At 35.4% G+C, this 18,875-nt stretch carries 18 protein-coding genes and 1 pseudogene; 16 read left to right on the top strand and 3 right to left on the bottom strand.

Annotated elements, in window-relative coordinates; translation table 11 throughout:
* Positions 1-68 precede the first annotated feature (68 nt).
* Positions 69-1,211 carry a porin gene (locus ACGH80_RS06605; protein ID WP_411630723.1) on the top strand — a complete coding sequence of 381 codons (1,143 nt, stop codon included), beginning with the start codon at positions 69-71 and terminating at the stop codon, positions 1,209-1,211.
* Positions 1,212-1,344: 133 nt separating this feature from the next.
* Positions 1,345-1,803: a methylglyoxal synthase gene (locus ACGH80_RS06600; RefSeq protein ID WP_174798706.1), complete on the top strand. Its 459-nt coding sequence runs from the start codon at positions 1,345-1,347 to the stop codon at positions 1,801-1,803.
* 299 nt (positions 1,804-2,102) lie between these two features.
* Here the strand turns inward: ACGH80_RS06600 and ACGH80_RS06595 are convergent, their stop codons facing one another.
* Complete coding sequence (locus ACGH80_RS06595; protein WP_411630721.1) at positions 2,103-2,882, bottom strand: class II glutamine amidotransferase; 780 nt, start codon at positions 2,880-2,882, stop codon at positions 2,103-2,105.
* 1 nt (position 2,883) lies between these two features.
* Positions 2,884-3,462: a D-sedoheptulose 7-phosphate isomerase gene (gene lpcA / locus ACGH80_RS06590; protein ID WP_065589449.1), complete on the bottom strand. Its 579-nt coding sequence runs from the start codon at positions 3,460-3,462 to the stop codon at positions 2,884-2,886.
* Between the two features lie 401 nt (positions 3,463-3,863).
* Between lpcA and ribE the strand changes: the two genes are divergently transcribed.
* The 11 genes and pseudogenes from ribE to gorA all read left to right on the top strand — a co-directional run bounded on the left by ribE (position 3,864) and on the right by gorA (position 13,809).
* Complete coding sequence (gene ribE / locus ACGH80_RS06585; RefSeq protein ID WP_034911536.1) at positions 3,864-4,334, top strand: 6,7-dimethyl-8-ribityllumazine synthase; 471 nt, start codon at positions 3,864-3,866, stop codon at positions 4,332-4,334.
* A gap of 4 nt (positions 4,335-4,338) precedes the next feature.
* Positions 4,339-4,758 (top strand): transcription antitermination factor NusB, encoded by a 420-nt coding sequence (gene nusB, locus ACGH80_RS06580; protein WP_034911540.1) that lies wholly within the window; start codon positions 4,339-4,341, stop codon positions 4,756-4,758.
* Between the two features lie 21 nt (positions 4,759-4,779).
* Positions 4,780-5,835 (top strand): TrmH family RNA methyltransferase, encoded by a 1,056-nt coding sequence (locus ACGH80_RS06575; protein ID WP_411578395.1) that lies wholly within the window; start codon positions 4,780-4,782, stop codon positions 5,833-5,835.
* Positions 5,836-5,986: 151 nt separating this feature from the next.
* The gene (nadR, locus tag ACGH80_RS06570; protein ID WP_174798646.1) at positions 5,987-6,922 is read left to right on the top strand and encodes a multifunctional transcriptional regulator/nicotinamide-nucleotide adenylyltransferase/ribosylnicotinamide kinase NadR; all 936 of its coding nucleotides are present in this window, start codon (positions 5,987-5,989) and stop codon (positions 6,920-6,922) included.
* A 62-nt stretch (positions 6,923-6,984) separates the two neighbouring features.
* Positions 6,985-7,761 carry a bifunctional demethylmenaquinone methyltransferase/2-methoxy-6-polyprenyl-1,4-benzoquinol methylase UbiE gene (gene ubiE, locus ACGH80_RS06565; RefSeq protein WP_034911549.1) on the top strand — a complete coding sequence of 259 codons (777 nt, stop codon included), beginning with the start codon at positions 6,985-6,987 and terminating at the stop codon, positions 7,759-7,761.
* Positions 7,762-7,775: 14 nt separating this feature from the next.
* Entirely contained in the window at positions 7,776-9,317 is a 1,542-nt protein-coding gene (gene ubiB, locus ACGH80_RS06560) for a ubiquinone biosynthesis regulatory protein kinase UbiB (protein WP_174798645.1), read from the top strand.
* Between the two features lie 86 nt (positions 9,318-9,403).
* Positions 9,404-9,637 carry a twin-arginine translocase TatA/TatE family subunit gene (gene tatA / locus ACGH80_RS06555; RefSeq protein WP_051634208.1) on the top strand — a complete coding sequence of 78 codons (234 nt, stop codon included), beginning with the start codon at positions 9,404-9,406 and terminating at the stop codon, positions 9,635-9,637.
* Between the two features lie 3 nt (positions 9,638-9,640).
* A pseudogene (gene tatB / locus ACGH80_RS06550) lies at positions 9,641-9,928 on the top strand (Sec-independent protein translocase protein TatB); the annotation flags it as partial.
* A 50-nt stretch (positions 9,929-9,978) separates the two neighbouring features.
* Positions 9,979-10,749 carry a twin-arginine translocase subunit TatC gene (tatC, locus tag ACGH80_RS06545; protein ID WP_065609060.1) on the top strand — a complete coding sequence of 257 codons (771 nt, stop codon included), beginning with the start codon at positions 9,979-9,981 and terminating at the stop codon, positions 10,747-10,749.
* A gap of 46 nt (positions 10,750-10,795) precedes the next feature.
* A complete protein-coding gene (hldE, locus tag ACGH80_RS06540; RefSeq protein ID WP_411630720.1) occupies positions 10,796-12,226 on the top strand; it encodes a bifunctional D-glycero-beta-D-manno-heptose-7-phosphate kinase/D-glycero-beta-D-manno-heptose 1-phosphate adenylyltransferase HldE in 1,431 nt (476 codons plus the stop codon).
* 227 nt (positions 12,227-12,453) lie between these two features.
* On the top strand, positions 12,454-13,809 hold the full coding sequence (gorA, locus tag ACGH80_RS06535; protein WP_411630718.1) for a glutathione-disulfide reductase: 1,356 nt from the start codon (positions 12,454-12,456) through the stop codon (positions 13,807-13,809).
* Between the two features lie 134 nt (positions 13,810-13,943).
* On the opposite strand, the gene ACGH80_RS06530 is transcribed toward gorA, so the two are convergent.
* Positions 13,944-15,293: an MFS transporter gene (locus ACGH80_RS06530; RefSeq protein WP_174798641.1), complete on the bottom strand. Its 1,350-nt coding sequence runs from the start codon at positions 15,291-15,293 to the stop codon at positions 13,944-13,946.
* Positions 15,294-15,526: 233 nt separating this feature from the next.
* Between ACGH80_RS06530 and ACGH80_RS06525 the strand changes: the two genes are divergently transcribed.
* The 3 genes from ACGH80_RS06525 (at position 15,527) to mnmE (ending at position 18,188) form a co-directional block, all read left to right on the top strand.
* A complete protein-coding gene (locus ACGH80_RS06525; RefSeq protein WP_174798640.1) occupies positions 15,527-16,090 on the top strand; it encodes a DNA-3-methyladenine glycosylase I in 564 nt (187 codons plus the stop codon).
* Between the two features lie 12 nt (positions 16,091-16,102).
* Positions 16,103-16,726 carry a YdcF family protein gene (locus tag ACGH80_RS06520; protein ID WP_174798639.1) on the top strand — a complete coding sequence of 208 codons (624 nt, stop codon included), beginning with the start codon at positions 16,103-16,105 and terminating at the stop codon, positions 16,724-16,726.
* A gap of 100 nt (positions 16,727-16,826) precedes the next feature.
* A complete protein-coding gene (mnmE, locus tag ACGH80_RS06515) occupies positions 16,827-18,188 on the top strand; it encodes a tRNA uridine-5-carboxymethylaminomethyl(34) synthesis GTPase MnmE (RefSeq protein ID WP_296317207.1) in 1,362 nt (453 codons plus the stop codon).
* Positions 18,189-18,875: the final 687 nt, after the last annotated feature.

The following is an 18,875-nucleotide window of genomic DNA, read 5'->3' as shown; positions in this document are numbered from 1 at the left end:
GTTATTTGTTAAACCAGAGCAAAGCAATTTGCATCTTTAATAATATAAAATACCTTTGAGGGTAAAAAATGAAACGTAATCTATTAGCAATCGCTATTCCTGCACTTTTAATTGCAGGTACAGCAAACGCTTCTATTGAAGTGTGGAATAAAGACGGTAATAAAGTTGACTTTTATGGTCGTGTTTACGCATTAAACTATATTACTGATCGCAATAACCAAACAGGTGAAGGTGACAAGACCACTGCACGTTTAGGTATGTCAGGTCAAACACAAGTGACCGACAGCGTAACTGGCTATGGTCGTTGGGAATATGAAGCAAAAACAGGTAAAAATGCTGATAATGAAACTCGTTATGCATTTGCTGGTTTAAACTTTGGTGATTTTGGTTCATTCGACTATGGTCGCAATGATGGTGTATTAAAAACATTAACATCTTACACTGACGTTTTACCAGAATTTGGTGGTGATGCTTCTGATAATGATCTTTATGCATTAACAGCTCGTACTAAAGCCGTTGCAACCTACCGTAATTCAGATTTCTTTGGCTTAGTGAATGGTTTACGCTTTGCCGTTCAATATGCGGATAACGGAGATAACAGCTCAACACGTCATTTCGGTAATTATACTCTTAATGATAAACGCAATAGTGCTGAAGCATGGGGTTCAGTTGTTGATTGGGATGTGCTTGATACTGGTTTATCTGTTGGTGCTGGTTATGCACAAACTGGTGGTCATAAAGATGCTAAAGCATGGTCAGCTGGTATTAAATATGACAACGACAACCTTTATTTAGCTGCGTTATATATTCAAGGTAAACAAAAATATGGCTGGGATAATGCCTCAACTACTCGTAGCGCTAATGATTTAAAAACCAAAGGCTATGAATTAGTTGCTCAATATGGTATTGACTTTGAAGTAGGACGTTTAACGCCATCTGTTGCTTATATCCAACATAAAGTTAAAGACGCATCTAGTTATTCAAGTGATGCAGGGCTTAAAGGTAATGATTTAGCTAAATATGTTGATGTTGGTTTAACTTATGACTTTAACAAAAACCTACAAGCTATTATCGATTATAAAATTAACTTGTTAGATAAAGATGATATCGGTGCACGCCGTGCTTTATATGAAGATGGTTCATTTACTAAATCACAAATCAAGGGCACAACAAAAGACATAGTAGCACTTGGTTTAATTTACCAATTCTAATTGATTGTATCTTTGTTTTTAAAAGGCACTTCGGTGCCTTTTTTATTATCTATTATCAATTAAATAAACCTTGCACTTTGATTAATACTCTGTTAAAAATTAAAAAAATATAATAATGAATTAGGATACAATGATGCTATATACCACACGTAAATTACTAGCTAAAAAAAATATTGCTTTAGTTGCTCACGATCATCTGAAAGATTCTTTATTAAATTGGTGTAAAAAAAATCGTGAAGAGCTTTCTCGTCATAATTTATGTGGCACGGGCACTACTGGAACATTAATAAAGCAAGAAACAGGATTAAATATCATGCCAATGTTAAGTGGTCCGATGGGGGGAGATCAGCAGATAGGTGCATTAATTGCAGAAGGTAAAATTGATATCTTAATCTTTTTTTGGGATCCACTTAATGCTGTACCTCACGATCCAGATGTGAAAGCGTTGTTACGATTATCTACTGTTTGGAATATTCCAGTTGCCACTAATCAATCCACAGCTAATGCATTGATTCAATCTTCTATTTTTACGCAAGAAGTTGATATTGAAATTCCTGATTATCAAAACTATTTAACTCAAAGAGTTAAATAAATGCAAATACCATCTCAAATTCGTAAAACAGGTCGGTAAATACTTTTACTTGATAATCTGTTTATTGTCTTGGGTTTTTATGTTGTGTTTCTGCTTGTTTCAACCCACTTTGTTAGCCAAGTTTGTTGGAGTGCACTTTTTGTTGGTTTTGCGTTAGGATTTCGGCAATTTATTCACAAGGTTTTGGTATATTATTGGCAATGGTATTGCTGATTGCTCTAGCTAAAAACCTATAATGTTATGGATAACTTTAAGTTATCTGCATTATCAATTTCAAAATGAGTCACCAATACACCCTATTAAAATGCGGAAGATTGGCTAATTTTGCCATCTTTAAATAAAATCGCTTCGCCAGTATTAAGTTTTTGCCATATCTCATTTGAAGTTAATGGTAAGGTTGAAATGATAGTAACAATATCATTGGGTGTTGTATGTTTTTGAAAATCAATTTCTACATCTTCGTCCAATAATTTTGCTTTGCCAAATGGTGCTTTGCGGGTTATCCAATGCAAATTCGTTGTACAATAGGTAAACACATATTGCCCATCAGAAAGTAGCATATTGAATATGCCTAGTTGGCTTAATTGATCGGCACATTGCTTAATAAAATTAAATAGCTCAAGATCATCGACAGGTTTTTGTGAATATTTTTGCTGTAATTGATTAATTAAATAGCAAAAAGCGTATTCGCTATCGGTTTCTCCAATAGGTTGAAAAAGCCCTGTATCTAAATTTTGGTAATTGGTTAATTGTCCATTGTGGGCAAAAGTCCAATTTTTACCCCAGAGTTCGCGGGTGAATGGGTGGGTATTTTCTAGTGCGACACCGCCTCGATTTGCTTGTCGAATATGAGCAATCACAGCTTTAGATTTGATGGGATATTCTTTCACCATTTTAGCAATAGGCGAATAGCTACAAGGCTCAGGATCTTTAAATGTTCGGCAACCTTTTCCTTCGTAGAAAGTAATTCCCCAACCATCTTTGTGAGGACCTTTGTCCCCACCTCGTTTAATTAAACTAGTAAAACTAAAGCAGATATCGGTTGGCACATTAGCACTCATACCCAATAATTCACACATATTATTTTGCCATCTCTTTTTCAATTAACAGAATAAGAATATGAATAACTTTGATATGGATTTCTTGCACACGATCGGCATAACCAAAATGTGGAACACGAATATCAACATCAGCAAGTCCATTCATCTTACCACCATCTTTACCAGTTAACGTAATAATTTTCATCCCTTTTTGTTTTGCTGCTTCAATAGCCCTAAGCACGTTAGCTGAATTTCCTGAAGTTGAGATACCTAAAAGCACATCACCTTTTTGACCTACACCTTCAACATAACGTGAAAAAATAGAATCAAATCCAAAATCATTACCTACACACGAAATGTGGCTTACATCTGATATGGCAATCGCAGGATAAGCAGGGCGATTATCACGATAGCGACCAGTTAATTCTTCAGCAAAATGCATAGCATCACAATGAGAGCCACCATTACCACATGATAAAACTTTACCACCATGTTTAAACGAATCAGCAATTAAAATAGCAGCTTTTTGGATTTGTTGGAGATTTTTATCGTCTGAAACAAAATTAGTTAATACGTCAATAGCTTGGTTTAATTCATCACGAATATTGTCAATATACACAGGTATTTCTCCATCAATAATAAATAAATCTATAGACTATTGTAATTTGTTCAAAATTGCTTGCAAGCGATAAAAATAAGATTCCTTATTTTGGTAAAAACATATTTAGTAAATATGCCATTAAGTGCAAAAATAAACATTGAAATAGAAATAAATTAAGGTTGTTTCTAATAATGATGGTTGAAATAACAACAAAATTTAAATTAATTTTAAATTTAACAAATAATACATTTGCAAATAGTTAAATTCTTTGCGTTTATTTTAAATAATATATTGGGTAGAACTTGGTCGTAACGCTATTTGCCAATAGGATAAGTCTATAATTCGTGATACAATTTATTTAGTAATTTTCACGCAAAACAGAGTGAAATGGCATAAAATAGAATTAATAAGGAATTTATATGCAAACGATTGAAGGTAAAGTTGCTGCACCAAAAGCTAAAGTTGCAATTGTAGTGGCGCGTTTTAATCATTTTATTAATGATAGCCTAGTAAATGGTGCAATTGATGCATTGACACGTATAGGACAAGTTGATGATAAAAATATCACTGTTATTTGGGTTCCTGGTGCTTATGAAATTCCTCTAGCTGTTAAAGTTGCCGCACAGTCAAAAAAATATGATGCCGTGGTGGCGTTAGGTACCGTAATTCGTGGTAGTACAGCGCATTTTGATTTTGTTGCTGGTGAATCAAGCTCTGGATTATTAAGTACAAGTTTAGATAACACTATTCCAGTAGGGTTTGGTATTTTAACCACCGAAAGTATAGAACAAGCAATTGAACGTGCAGGCACTAAGGCAGGCAATAAAGGGGCTGAAGCTGCATTAACTGCGCTGGAAATGCTAAATATTATTAAAGCAATTAAGGAGTAATTTTGTGGCATTAGTTAATCCTCGTCGTCGAGCAAGAGAATGTGCGGTACAAGCCATTTACTCTTGGCAAGTTTCTAGAAACGATCTTGCTGATGTTGAGACAAGTTTTATTGCAGAACAAGATATGAAAGGCGTCGATTCTAAGTATTTTCGTGAATTATTAAATGGTGTAGCAAAAAATACTGCCGAATTAGATGATAAAATGACGCCTTATCTCACTGAACGATCTGTTGATGAATTAGGACAAATTGAATTAGCGATACTTAGAATCGCACTGTATGAATTAATGAAACGTCAAGATGTGCCCTATAAAGTGGTAATTAATGAAGCCATTGATTTAACAAAAACCTTCGGTGCTGCTGACAGCCATAAATTTGTTAATGGCGTATTAGATAAAATAGCCCCAACCATCCGTACGCGATAACCGATTAATTGTGAGATTGATATGAACGACAATACCGAAAAAAATAAACCATCTATTTTTTACGCCAAAAATAGTGAATCTAAAAAACATTCTCGCTCGGCTATTGAAAAGCCCTCTCGATGGAAAGAGAAGCGTAAAGATGATTCATTTCAGTTGAAATCTAAACGAGATCGTCATGATCGTATTGAAACATTCAAACCTCGAAATGATAAATCTGAGTTTGCAAAAAAGCGGTTTAATGTTGAACTTAATCAATCTCAATCATCTATCGATAATGATTCACCATGGCAAAAAAAGGTTCGTGCTAATGATCAAGTACCGACCTTTGGTTATGATGGCTATCGCCAACGTAAAGAAGAAACTTTAGTTTATAGTGAAAATAGCTGTAAAGCAGTTTTCAAACATCGACGCACAGCTATTGTTAAACTATTTATTACCCAAGAGGTGACTTACCAGTTTAAAGATCTAATAGACTGGTTAGTCAAACAACGGTTAGGTTATGATGTTATCTCTAGTGAGCAAATTAGTAAAATAACTCAAACTCAGCACCATGGCGGTGTCTGCCTAATTGTAAAAAAACGTGTTCCACTTACCTTATTGGATTATTTAGAAAACAATAGTAATAAAGATCATGATTGTATTTTAGCTATTGACGATGTTCATAATCCCCATAATTTAGGTGGCTTAATTCGTAGTGCTGCTTTTTATGGTGTTAATGGCGTTATATTACGTCAAACAAATTTACTCGATAGTGGCGCTGCCATGCGTGTGGCAGAAGGTGGTATTGAGGCTGTTGAATCAATTAAAAGTGATGATTTTGTTGCTTCACTTGATATGCTTAAACAGCGTGGTTACCAAGTTGTTGCGTTATTACCGTGTCAGGCAAAATCCATTGCATCAACTCAATTGCATAAAATCAAGTTTGATAAAAAAGTTGCGTTAGTTATATTTCAACAAATTAATATAAAACTTATTAATTGTGCTAATGTTGTTGTCCATTTAAAGGGAAATGATAACATGCCTGCGTTAAATATTTCGGTTGCAACGGGTATTTTATTATCTAATTTACAAAAATAATAAAGTATTATTTTATCTTTATTATCAACTATTTGTATGGTAAAAGTTATTTTACTAATTGGTAAAATATATCAAATAGCATGATTTGATTAGAAATTGCTTTTTTTTTCTGTAAATTGTTATTAGTTATTGTGTGTTATTGGTAATGGTTATGGCTTTAAAGCATAAAGTTGGTTTAATTTTTGGGAAGTTTTATCCTTTACATTGTGGTCATATTTATTTGATTGAAAAAGCAATGAGCCAAGTTGATGTGTTACATATCATATTGGGCTGTGAGGAATCACGTGATAAGCAGCTATTTGATAAAAGCCGCTTACCCAAACAACCACAAGTTAGCGACCGCTTTTCATGGTTAAAAGAGACGTTTAAAGATCGCCACAATATTCATATCCATGTACTTGATGAAGCTGGTATTGAATTTTATCCCAATGGATGGCAAGATTGGAGTTGTCGCGTTAAGCAAATTCTTTCCGAACATAAAATTAAGCCTAACGTAGTATTTACTAGTGAACCGCAAGATGTCAAAAATCATGAACTCTATTTTGGCTGTCCGGTAATCATTGTTGATGCCAATCGAGATTTTATAAGCATCAGCGCAACCCAAATCCGTGAAAATCCTTATAAAAACTGGTCTTATATCGCACAAGCAGCAAAACCTTTTTTTGTTAAAAAAGTAGCTATTGTTGGTCAAAATAGATTTCGTGATTTACCTATTCAATTTGCCAATATTTATAATACTCAATATGTACCTAACGGTTATATTAATTATATTGAGCGAGAAATCTTAACTCAGCATAACAAACGCTATTTGAGTGAATCCGATTTTATGAAAATTGCGATGTTACATGTAGAACGGATTTCAAAAGCTGTTGAAAGCGCCAATAAGGTTGTTTTTACCTCAATTGATTTTGAAACATTAGCACAGTACTACCATCAATTATTTCAAAAAGATAATAAAATTTTAAAAGCTTTTAAAGACAGTTATCATTTTGATTTAGTCATTCATGAAAAAGATTTAAATCCAAAATCCTCACGGCTGGAACATTTTGAAACAATCACAAAAGAGGTTGAAGCATTATTGATTTAGTTCATCACATTTATTGTGGCTTATGTTAAAATAAGTCAAATATTTGTGATAGGTAAATTTTTATGTCTCAATCTTCTGACAAACAAGACGATACAAATCAAGAAAAAATTGATTTTGGTTACAAACAAGTTCCCAAACAAGAAAAAGTAAAACGTGTTGCTGAAGTATTTCATTCTGTTGCTGATAAATATGATGTTATGAATGATCTAATGTCATTTGGCATACATCGTATTTGGAAAAAAATTACCATTGAATATAGTAGCGTGCGTAAAGGTCAAAAAGTTTTAGATTTGGCAGGAGGCACTGGTGATTTAACGGCAAAATTCTCGCAACTTGTTGGTGATGATGGATTGGTTGTGTTAGCTGATATTAACGAATCGATGTTAAAAGTGGGACGAGATAAGCTACGTGACAAAGGCTTATTTAAAAACATTGAATATGTACAAGCTAATGCCGAGGAATTACCTTTTGCAGATAACTATTTCGATTGTATTACTATTTCATTTGGATTACGTAATGTCACCGACAAAGAAAAAGCATTACGATCCATGTGGCGAGTATTAAAACCTGGCGGGCGTTTATTAATTCTTGAATTCTCTAAACCGCAATATCAAATTCTGAATAAAGCGTATGATCTATACTCATTTACCATGCTACCATTGATGGGGAAAATAGTGGCAAATGATTCTGAAAGTTACCGTTATTTAGCTGAATCTATCCGTATGCATCCTGATCAAAATACATTGAAAAAAATGATGGAAGATGCAGGATTTGTCGATGTGAAATATCACAATATGACTGGTGGTATAGTTGCGTTACATACTGGCTTTAAATTTTGATGCGATGAATAATAATGACATTTTTTAGACTGTTTAAGATATTAACTGTATTTCGAGCTTATCAATTAAATGAATTGTTGCCAAAACATCGTTCATCAAAATGGTTGCGTACTTTATTATTTTGTATGTTTTGGGTTAGAGCTAAAGCAAAACATCAAGAAATCGGTGAACGTTTACAACTAGCGTTACAAGAACTAGGTCCAGTTTGGGTGAAAATTGGACAAATGATCTCAACTCGACGAGATATTTTACCAAAACACATAGCCGATGCTTTGGCAAAATTACAAGACCAAGTTAACCCTTTTGACGGTAAAATTGCCAAACAAATAATTGAGTCAGCTTTAGAGCAGCCAATTGATTATTATTTTGCAGATTTTGACGAAAAACCAATAGCATCAGCATCAATAGCACAAGTTCATAAGGCGATATTAAAACGTAGTCAAGCCGAAGTAGTTATCAAAGTATTGCGTCCTAACATTTTACACGTTATCCAAGCCGATATTAGTTTGATGTATTGGGTGGCTAAACAATTAACTAAGCGGATTGAATCAGGCGAAAAATTACGAGCGGTTGAAATAGTGCATGATTATGAAATGACACTATTAAAAGAGTTAGATTTACAAAAAGAAGCTTACAACACGGCTAGATTACGCGATAATTTTATCAATAGCGACATTTTATATATCCCTTATGTTTACCAAGATTTATGTCGAAAAAATGTGATGGTTGAAGAGCGCATTAAAGGGATCCCCATTGCAGATATCGATCAGTTAAAGCAAAATAATGTTGATATGAAATTACTTGCAGAACGAGGAGTACAAGCTTTTTTTACCCAAGTGTTTCGTGATAACTTTTTTCATGCTGACATGCATCCAGGCAACATTTTTGTTGATATTACAGAACCACAAAATCCACGTTATATTGGTATTGATTGTGCGATTGTTGGTATATTAAGTGCTGATGATCAACGCTATCTTGCAGAAAATTTCTTAGCATTTTTCAATCGAGATTATCGAAAAATAGCCGAAACCTATATTGCATCAGGCTGGGTACCAGCAACAACAGATGTTATTGCACTTGAAATGGCAATGCGCAATGTATGTGAGCCCGCATTTTCAAAACCACTTTCTGAAATCTCATTTTCACAGATTTTACTGCAATTATTTCAAGTTGCACGTCAATTTGACATGGATATCCAACCCCAACTAACCTTACTTGAAAAAACGCTATTTTATATTGAAGGACTTGGTCGTCAGCTTTATCCAGAACTTGATTTGTGGCAAACAGCAAAGCCGTTTTTAGAAAAGTGGTATCGAGATAAATATAGTGCTAAAAAGATACTACAACAAGCTTGGGAATCGTTGCCTCAGTGGCGGGTCATGTTGCCACAGTTACCAGAAAAATTAAATGATTATGAACGAATTTCTAAACAAATGAATGTTCAATTACAGCAAATCAATCAAGAACTTCAGCGTAGTAAAAAGCGTGAACGAAATTTATATACAGCGATTGCACTATTTTGTGCATTATGTATTATTATACTAATTGTGCATTAAGAATTGAGCACAAAACTAGTTATTTGGGAAAATTGTAGTTTGTGTGTATAATTTAGGTATTAACCTTACTGGAGATAATTATCATGATGCCAAGCTTGCCTCAACTCCTCATATTAGTTGCTGTTGTTGTTTTGTTATTTGGAACAAAAAAATTACGAACATTAGGCTCCGATCTTGGTGCATCAATTAAAGGCTTTAAAAAAGCGATGAATGATGATGACGGCCACGACCAAAAAGAGCAAGACAATTTACAAAAAGTCGAGAATATTGACTCATCAGATACTAACAATACAGATACTAACAATAGCAAAAAAGAGTAACCCGTGTTCGACATCAGCTTTGGTCAGTTACTATTGGTATTAATTATTGGTCTGGTGGTTTTAGGGCCAGAAAGGTTACCTATTGCCATAAAAACAGTTGCAGGATGGATAAAAGTACTCCGCCGAATGTCTGCTACTGTACAGTTAGAATTAAATAAAGAACTTAAACTGCAAGAGTTACAAGACAGTCTAAAAAAGGCTGAACAAAGTGGTTTAACAACACTTACGCCAGAGATTCAAGAATCAATTGATGATTTAAAGCGCGTAACAGAATCATTACAAAACGAGATCGACTCTGCAACGCTGATCGATTCTCACTCTCACTCAGATAAAAATAAATCATGACCGACGACGCTACACAACCATTAATTGGACATCTTGTTGAACTTAGAACACGGCTTCTACGCTCTATTATCTGTATTTTGCTAGTATTAGCTTGCTTACTCTATTTTTCCAATGATATTTATCATATCGTGGCAAATCCACTTATCAGCCAATTACCTCAAGGTAGTAGCATGATAGCAACAGATATTGCAGCGCCATTTTTTACTCCAATTAAGCTAACTGCTGTGGTGGCAATATTTATCTCAATTCCTTACATACTGTATCAAGTTTGGGGATTTATCGCACCAGCACTATATCAACATGAAAAACGTCTAGTAATGCCGTTAATTGTATCAAGCACAATTCTCTTTTATCTTGGTATCGCATTTGCTTACTTTGTGGTGTTTCCACTAGCATTTTACTTTTTTATTCACACTGCACCTATTGATGTAGCTATCAATACAGATATTACAAAATACCTTGATTTTGTAATGACACTCTTTATTGTTTTTGGATTTGCTTTCGAAGTGCCAGTTGCCATTATACTACTTTGTTGGACAGGAATAACTACGCCTAAAAGTCTACGAAAAAAGCGCCCTTATATAATTGTTGGAGTGTTTGCCGTTGCAATGTTTGTTACACCTCCCGATGTATTTTCACAAATATTACTAGCTGTACCTATCTGTTTACTGTTTGAAATCGGCACTTTTTTTGCCCGTTTTTATCAACCACGAAAAAATGACAAAACAGAAGATAACGACAGTTATGAATCTGATAAAGATAGTTAACAGATAAAAGATGAATTAACTGAATAATTAAGGATAACAAGTCATAATGAAGACCTCATTACCTGATTTTAATTGTGCCAATGTATTAGTTGTAGGCGATATTATGTTAGATCGCTATTGGTATGGAGGAACTAATCGGATATCCCCCGAAGCGCCAGTACCTGTAGTTAAAATTGACTCTTTAGAAGAGCGACCAGGTGGTGCGGCTAATGTTGCTATGAATATTACATCGCTTTGTGGTAACGCAAGACTAATTGGATTAACAGGTATTGATGAACCAGCCAAAATTCTTGATGAACTGCTAAGTAACCACAAAGTTCAATGTGATTTTGTCTCTGTTTCAACACACCCAACCATAACTAAACTACGAGTCCTATCACGCAATCAACAATTGATCCGTATTGATTTTGAAGAAGGATTTGGCAATGTTGATGCAACTCCTATTCTTGAGCGTATTCAAACAGCATTGGCGACGCATAAAGTATTGGTTCTGTCGGACTATGCTAAAGGTGCATTATCAGCAGTTCAAGCAATAATTAAGCTTGCTAATCAAGCAAATGTACCAATTCTAGTTGATCCTAAAGGGACTGATTTTAAACGTTACCGCGGTGCAACAATCTTAACCCCTAATATGTCAGAGTTTGAGGCGGTAGTTGGTCATTGTCAAAGTGAAGATGAAATCATAGAAAAAGGCCACCAACTGATTAAACAGTACCAACTAAAAGCGCTATTGGTTACACGAAGCGAAAAAGGCATGACATTGCTTCAATTAGATAAACCAACTTATCATCTACCGACTCAAGCTAAAGAAGTATTTGATGTAACAGGTGCTGGCGATACTGTAATTGCCACATTAGCTGCAGCTTTAGCCGCAGGGCAATCTTTAGAGGAAAGCTGTTTCTTAGCCAATGCGGCAGCGGGTGTTGTTGTTGGTAAACTTGGCACTTCAACAGTATCACAAGTAGAGTTAAGTAATGCCATTCGAGCACGTGCCGATGACGGATTTGGTGTAATGACAGAAGAAGAACTTAAAGAAGAAGTTCAAAAAGCACGGATGCGTGGTGAAAAAATTGTCATGACCAATGGTTGCTTTGATATTTTACACGCAGGACATGTTTCTTACCTTGCTAATGCGCGTAAACTTGGTGATCGTCTAATAGTTGCTGTGAACAGCGATGCCTCGGTTAAGCAGTTAAAAGGTGAATCAAGACCAATAAACCCACTTATGCAACGAATGATTGTATTAGGTGCACTTGATTCAGTTGATTGGGTCGTATCATTTGAGGAAGAAACACCACAGCGATTAATAGCCACTATTTTACCCGATGTATTAGTCAAAGGTGGTGATTATAAACCTGAAGATATCGCTGGCGGTAAAGAAGTTATTGCTGCTGGTGGAACTGTTAAAGTGCTCAATTTTGAAGATGGATGTTCAACAACCAACATTATTAATGCAATAAAAAAAACGCTAAGCTAAATAATCACAAATAAAATTGGCTACTTGGAAATAAGTAGCCAATTGGCTTTTCAGCTCTTAATAACCTTAGTTAATTCTTGTTTAAGATAAAAATCAGTAAAAAAAATTAATACACTTTAATCAATCGTTAATAACTATTGTTAAATTTCAAAATTAATACTTTTTTTATTGTGATCTTTATGCAAAGCTAATAAGCAAATAACGAAAAAGAGTATTAAGGATATTTTATGACCAAACATTATGATTACATTGCCATTGGTGGTGGTAGTGGAGGGATAGCATCAATTAATCGAGCTGCGTCCTACGGAAAGAAATGTGCCATTATTGAAGCCAAATTATTAGGTGGAACCTGTGTTAATGTTGGTTGTGTACCCAAAAAAGTAATGTGGTATGGTGCTCAAATTGCAGAAGCTATAAAACATTATGGTCCCGATTATGGTTTTGATACCACTATTAATCAATTCAATTGGGATAAATTAATTGCTAGTCGAACTGCTTATATTGATCGCATTCATCAGTCTTACGATCGGGTTCTTACTAATAACAAAGTTGATGTCATTCATGGCTATGCAAAATTTGTTGACTCTCATACCGTTGAGGTAAATGGCGAACACTATAGTGCTGATCATATTCTAATTGCTGTTGGCGGAAAACCAAGCATTCCCAATATTCCAGGTGCGCAATATGGCATTACTTCAGATGGCTTTTTTGCTCTAAAAGCCTTGCCAAAACGTGTGGCAGTTGTTGGCGCAGGTTATATTGCTTGTGAAATAGCAAGCGTATTACACGGCTTGGGTGCACAAACACATCAATTTGTTCGCAATGCTACACCACTACGATCTTTTGATCCGCTTATTGTTGAAACCTTAATGGAAGTTATTGCTACTGAAGGACAACAATTACATACTTTTGCGGTTCCAAAATCGGTAATTAAAAATAGTGATAATTCACTAACATTAAACCTCGAAAATGGCGAAAGTTACACAGTTGATTGTTTAATTTGGGCGATTGGACGTGATCCAGCAACAAATGACATGAATTTACAGGCGGCAGGAATTGCGGTTGATAATAAAGGTTTTGTTATCGTCGACAAATACCAAAACACCAATGTCCCAGGCATCTATTCTGTCGGTGATGATATTACAGGCGCTATAGCGCTAACACCTGTTGCAGTTGCCGCAGGGCGCCGCTTATCAGAAAGGTTATTTAACAATAAACCTGATGAACATTTAGATTACAGTAATATTCCGACCGTCGTATTTACTCATCCTGCAATTGGTACAGTAGGATTGGCTGAACCAGAAGCAATACAGCAGTATGGTGAAGAAAACGTAAAAGTGTATAAATCAACATTTACAGCAATGTACACCGCAGTAACACAGCATCGACAACCTTGTCGAATGAAATTAGTATGCGTGGGGAAAGATGAAAAAATTGTTGGTATTCATGGTATTGGTTACGGAATGGACGAAATGTTACAAGGCTTTGCAGTAGCGCTTAAAATGGGAGCAACTAAAAAAGACTTTGATAATACGGTGGCTATTCACCCAACTGCTGCCGAAGAGTTTGTTACCATGCGTTAAAAACGACCGATAGTAGTAATAAAAAAGCAGGCTATTAGTCCTGCTGTTTTGTTAATATTTTTATATATTAGGGCGTGTTGATCTTTCGTGATTATTTTTATAATTAATGTTTTTATTATTTAGGCTTTTATCGATTAATGATTTGCATCACTTTGCCAGCCATTTTTAGCTAAAGGAAAGAAACCGACCCCAACCGCAATTAACGCTACAAAAGAGATGTAAATACCAGCACCAAGATAACTATATTGACCTAATAAATGTTCAGGGCTTAATAGATAAATGGTTAATGTTGGTGTAAATGCACTAAATAGCGCATAGGCTAAATTATACGAAAATGACAAACCCGAATAACGGATCGCAGGAGGGAAAGCTCTTGTACCAACTATTGCTGTCATTGCAACAGAACCAATAAATAGCCCAAATACAGCCCAAAGCGAATAAAGTTTAGTTAAGGACATATCTGGCGACAAAGAGCTATAAAATACAATGCTCATAATAGCAAGTCCGCCCCAGTTAATTAGCATAGTTTTGGTTGTACCTATTTTATCTTCTAACCAACCAAAAATAACGCAACCGATAGTCAAAGTTAGTGCAGCAATACAACCACCAATACGCCAATCAAGATTAGCAAAATGGTACATACCACCTACAATACGACCCGGTGTAATCAAAATACCCACCATAATTGCCGTCGACAACGACCAAGTCAAAAGAGCCACAATTAGGCAAGCTGTTTTATGTTTTTGAAGCACGGTAACGACAGGAATATTCTTTTCAATTGCTTTGCGTGCCGCTAACTCTTTAAAGATAGGTGTTTCAGATAAAAATCGACGTAAATAAACCGAAATAACGCCAAAAATACCACCAATAATAAACGGAATACGCCAAGCATAATCTAAAATATTTACGGTGGTAAAACAAAGATCAATAACGATAGTCACAATAAAGCCAAGTAAAATACCGCCAGTAATACCTGAAGTTAACGTACCGATACCTAAACCATAACGTTGCTTTGGCACATGCTCAGCAATGAACACCCAAGCTCCTGGCATTTCACCACCAATAGCAGCACCTTGAAGCATACGCATTACTAATAATAACAGAGGTGCAAAAATACCAATCACTTCATAAGTTGGTAAAACACCAATGATAAATGTAGGTAATGCCATCATAGCCACGCTTAAGGTAAACATTCGCTTACGTCCCACTTTATCACCAAAGTGCGCCATAATTATGCCACCAACAGGACGAACCAAATAACCAGCAGCAAAAATGCCCCATGCAAATAAATCTAACGTTAATGGCGATAAAAAATGCGGTAAAAATAGTGGTTTTACAATGGTATCGATGTAAAGCGCATAAATAACAAAATCATAAAATTCTAATGTACCACCCAAAGAGGACAAAACTAACGTTTTAAAATCCTGCCGATTTAATGGTCGAGCACTAGGCTGCCATTCCGCGTTGATTACAGACTGACTCATGGAAAAACCTTATTATTAAATTAAGTTAGAAAATAAAAAATCTATCTTTTATTGATTTAAGTTAAAAACGTGAGATTCATTCTGCCACAAAAAAAAGGCTTTTTTTTCATCATAAAAAAATTTAATGTATGTAACAAAACTACTTATTTGATTTATAATTCAACTAATCGAAGCTTAAAAAATATAAATCACGATAAAGCATAATCAATAATGGATAAATTGGATAAAATTTGATGACAAATAGCAACAAAGTACGCTGTAGTTGGGTTTTGGATGACCCAATATACATTCATTACCACGATAACGAATGGGGCAACCCCCAATATGATAGCCTTAAACTATTTGAAAAAATTTGCCTTGAAGGGCAACAAGCGGGATTATCGTGGATCACTGTTCTGAAAAAACGAGATGAATATCGACGTTGCTTTTTTAATTTTGACCCACACAAAATTATTCAGCTAACGCCTGAAGATATTGAACATCTTTTAAAAAATAAAGGACTAATTCGTAATCGTTTAAAGCTAAATAGCATTGTAAAAAATGCTCATGCTTATTTAAACATGCAAAAAAATGGTGAAGATTTCTCGCAATTTATCTGGTCGTTTGTTGATAATAAACCAATTATTAACCATTTTAATGATAAAAGCGAAGTTCCCGTAAGTACTGATATATCAGAAAAAATGTCAAAAGCGCTAAAAAACAAAGGTTTTACATTTGTTGGTTCTACCATCTGTTATGCTTTTATGCAGTCCATGGGATTAATTAACGATCATTTTGAAAATTGTTATAAAAAATAAAGGAAAAAATGGATGATAGCAAAATCAATAAAGTATGGTATAGCCTTAATATTAGCCTATTTCATTATTGCTAACATTGCGATTTATATATCTTCGTTGCAAAAACCAATAAAAAATGCCGATACCTTGGTCGTATTGGGAGCCCAAGTGATTAACACACCAGCCATAGCTTCTTCAACCTTAGCCGAGCGTTTAAATATTGCCATAAATTATTTACAAAATAACCCACAAACCAAAGTTGTTGTTTGTGGCGGACAGGGCAAAAACGAATCTGCAACTGAAGCTAGTGTAATGGCTCAATATTTAATTGAAAAAGGGATCGATGCTAATCGAATTTATCAAGAAGACAAATCAACCCGAACAGCCCAACAATTTATCTATGCAAATCGTATATTACCTTTAGGCAAAACGGTTGTGGTAACCAATGATTTTCATTTATTGCGATCGCTAATGCTTGCTAAACGTTCAGGAATTAACGAAGTATCAGGCTTAGCGGCGCCATTAGATTTGACTAAAAGAGATAAATATATCGCATTAATAAGAGAACCCCTAGCACTAGCAAATTCTTGGTTATTCGACCATCCAAGCGATAGTAATCCCCCTGAAAACCAATTACCCAGTCAACCATCTAGCTAGAATTATCGGCGCATCACGGCAAAAGCACGGGTAACTACTGTTTTTGCCCTGCGTCCATGATATCATTAATTATTGAAATTTAAATCAGCTACAGATAAATATGAAATCAGACACAATTGTTGCACAAGCAACACCACCAGGTCGTGGTGGCGTAGGTATATTGCGCATTTCTGGACCCCAAGCCCAAGCCGTGGCTCAGGCAGTATTAGGGCAAATACCCAAACCAAGGTATGCGCATTATCTTCCTTTTTTAGCTACTGATGGTTCAATCTTAGATGAAGGTATTGCGCTGTTTTTCCCAAATCCACACTCTTTTACAGGCGAAGATGTACTTGAATTACAAGGGCACGGTGGTCCAGTTATTTTGGATCTACTTTTAAAGCGTATATTAGAACTTCCTAACATCCGCATTGCAAAGCCGGGAGAGTTTTCAGAGCGTGCATTTTTAAATGACAAGCTAGATCTGGCTCAAGCCGAAGCTATTGCTGATTTGATTGATGCTAGCTCAGAACAAGCGGCAAAATCGGCAATATCATCTTTGCAAGGAGTATTTTCTAAAAAAGTGAATGCCTTGGTTGAATCCTTAATTCATTTACGCATATTTACCGAGGCAGCAATCGATTTTCCTGAAGAAGAAATTGACTTTTTATCTGACGGCAAAATAGAAGCACAGCTTAACCAAGTAATAACTCGTTTAAGCGAAGTTCGCCAAGAAGCTAAACAAGGAACACTGTTACGAGAAGGCATGAAAGTAGTCATAGCAGGGCGTCCTAATGCAGGAAAATCAAGCTTACTTAATGCGTTAGCTGGGCGTGAAGCTGCCATTGTGACCGATATCGCAGGCACCACGCGTGATGTACTGCGTGAACATATCCATATTGATGGCATGCCACTACACATTATTGATACCGCAGGTTTACGAGAAGCTAGTGACGAAGTGGAACGAATTGGTATAGAACGTGCTTGGCAAGAAATTGAGCAAGCTGATCGTGTATTATTTATGGTTGACAGCACAACCACAACAGAAACCAACCCAGAAAAGCTATGGCCTGAATTTATTGAACGCTTACCTAAAAATATGCCAGTAACCGTAATTCGTAATAAAGCCGATTTAACAGGCGAAAAGCTAGGATATAGCGAAGTAAACGGCTACTCACTCATTCAACTTTCGGCACGAACAGGCGAAGGCGTTACCTTATTGCGCGAACACCTAAAACAGGCCATGGGCTTTACTAGCAGCACTGAAGGTGGATTCTTAGCCCGACGCCGCCACCTTCAAGCACTTGAAAAGGCAGCCGAGCACTTAAATAATGGTAAACACCAACTAGTCACCTTCCATGCTGGTGAATTGCTTGCGGAAGAGCTAAGATTAGCGCAAGAATCCTTAAGCGAAATCACAGGAGAATTTACTTCTGATGATTTATTAGGCCGTATATTCAGTTCGTTTTGTATTGGTAAATAGGTCAAACATTAATTCTACGCTAAATAGAGTCTATAAAGCAGAACATTGCCTAGTTGTTGGTACATTCCAATATCAAAATGTGCTGACAACTAAGAAAATCAGCATCTCAAGTAAGAATTTTTTATCATGAACAAATTAAAGCTAGCATGTAATATTTAAATGCATTCAAATAGGCTTAAACAAAATATAAAATTCCCAAAGATACTTTATAGCGAATTAATTTCACTAAAACAAAAAATCAAATAAAATCAATATCCTACCTAAGCGATTTTAAAGCAAAAAACACATCGATAGCACCACAATATTAATAAGTTTGCCTTATCAGAGCGCCAAAATATACCGATAACGAAATAAAGCTAGCACGTCAAACTGGGTTGTTGGGCGTGTTTGTGTTTTAGATGTTATCAGCAATATTAATTATTCCGCAAAAATCAAAAAGTCCTAAAGCTAATACCCTATTTTAATTATAAAATTCACCTATCTCTAAAGCCAATCGTTTTCATCTTTACATTTCTTTACAAAAAAGTCCGCCAAAAAACTAGCCAACTATTTTATAAATGGTTATACTTTCATCGCTTTAGAAAGGTAAGCTTATTAAATAAGCGAATAATTATAAAAAATCTAAATAAAACAAAATATTACTTGACAGGTGGAACAAAATGCAGTACCATTTTAGGCACAAGGCAC

The sequence above is a fragment of the Gilliamella sp. BG1 genome, from assembly GCF_046635625.1.
Classification (GTDB): Bacteria; Pseudomonadota; Gammaproteobacteria; order Enterobacterales; family Orbaceae; genus Gilliamella; species Gilliamella bombi.
The sequence above is the reverse complement of the archived record's forward strand: the minus strand, read 5'-3'. Positions and strand labels throughout refer to the sequence as shown.

Coding starts and splice junctions, on each gene's coding strand:
- ubiB (WP_174798645.1), top strand. CDS start 7,776: ATGACATTTTTTAGACTGTTTAAGATATTAACTGTATTTCGAGCTTAT.
- ACGH80_RS06600 (WP_174798706.1), top strand. CDS start 1,345: ATGCTATATACCACACGTAAATTACTAGCTAAAAAAAATATTGCTTTA.
- hldE (WP_411630720.1), top strand. CDS start 10,796: ATGAAGACCTCATTACCTGATTTTAATTGTGCCAATGTATTAGTTGTA.
- ACGH80_RS06520 (WP_174798639.1), top strand. CDS start 16,103: ATGATAGCAAAATCAATAAAGTATGGTATAGCCTTAATATTAGCCTAT.
- ubiE (WP_034911549.1), top strand. CDS start 6,985: ATGTCTCAATCTTCTGACAAACAAGACGATACAAATCAAGAAAAAATT.
- ACGH80_RS06605 (WP_411630723.1), top strand. CDS start 69: ATGAAACGTAATCTATTAGCAATCGCTATTCCTGCACTTTTAATTGCA.
- mnmE (WP_296317207.1), top strand. CDS start 16,827: ATGAAATCAGACACAATTGTTGCACAAGCAACACCACCAGGTCGTGGT.
- ACGH80_RS06530 (WP_174798641.1), bottom strand. CDS start 15,293: ATGAGTCAGTCTGTAATCAACGCGGAATGGCAGCCTAGTGCTCGACCA.
- ACGH80_RS06595 (WP_411630721.1), bottom strand. CDS start 2,882: ATGTGTGAATTATTGGGTATGAGTGCTAATGTGCCAACCGATATCTGC.
- ACGH80_RS06525 (WP_174798640.1), top strand. CDS start 15,527: ATGACAAATAGCAACAAAGTACGCTGTAGTTGGGTTTTGGATGACCCA.
- tatC (WP_065609060.1), top strand. CDS start 9,979: ATGACCGACGACGCTACACAACCATTAATTGGACATCTTGTTGAACTT.
- nadR (WP_174798646.1), top strand. CDS start 5,987: ATGGCTTTAAAGCATAAAGTTGGTTTAATTTTTGGGAAGTTTTATCCT.
- ribE (WP_034911536.1), top strand. CDS start 3,864: ATGCAAACGATTGAAGGTAAAGTTGCTGCACCAAAAGCTAAAGTTGCA.
- tatA (WP_051634208.1), top strand. CDS start 9,404: ATGCCAAGCTTGCCTCAACTCCTCATATTAGTTGCTGTTGTTGTTTTG.
- gorA (WP_411630718.1), top strand. CDS start 12,454: ATGACCAAACATTATGATTACATTGCCATTGGTGGTGGTAGTGGAGGG.
- ACGH80_RS06575 (WP_411578395.1), top strand. CDS start 4,780: ATGAACGACAATACCGAAAAAAATAAACCATCTATTTTTTACGCCAAA.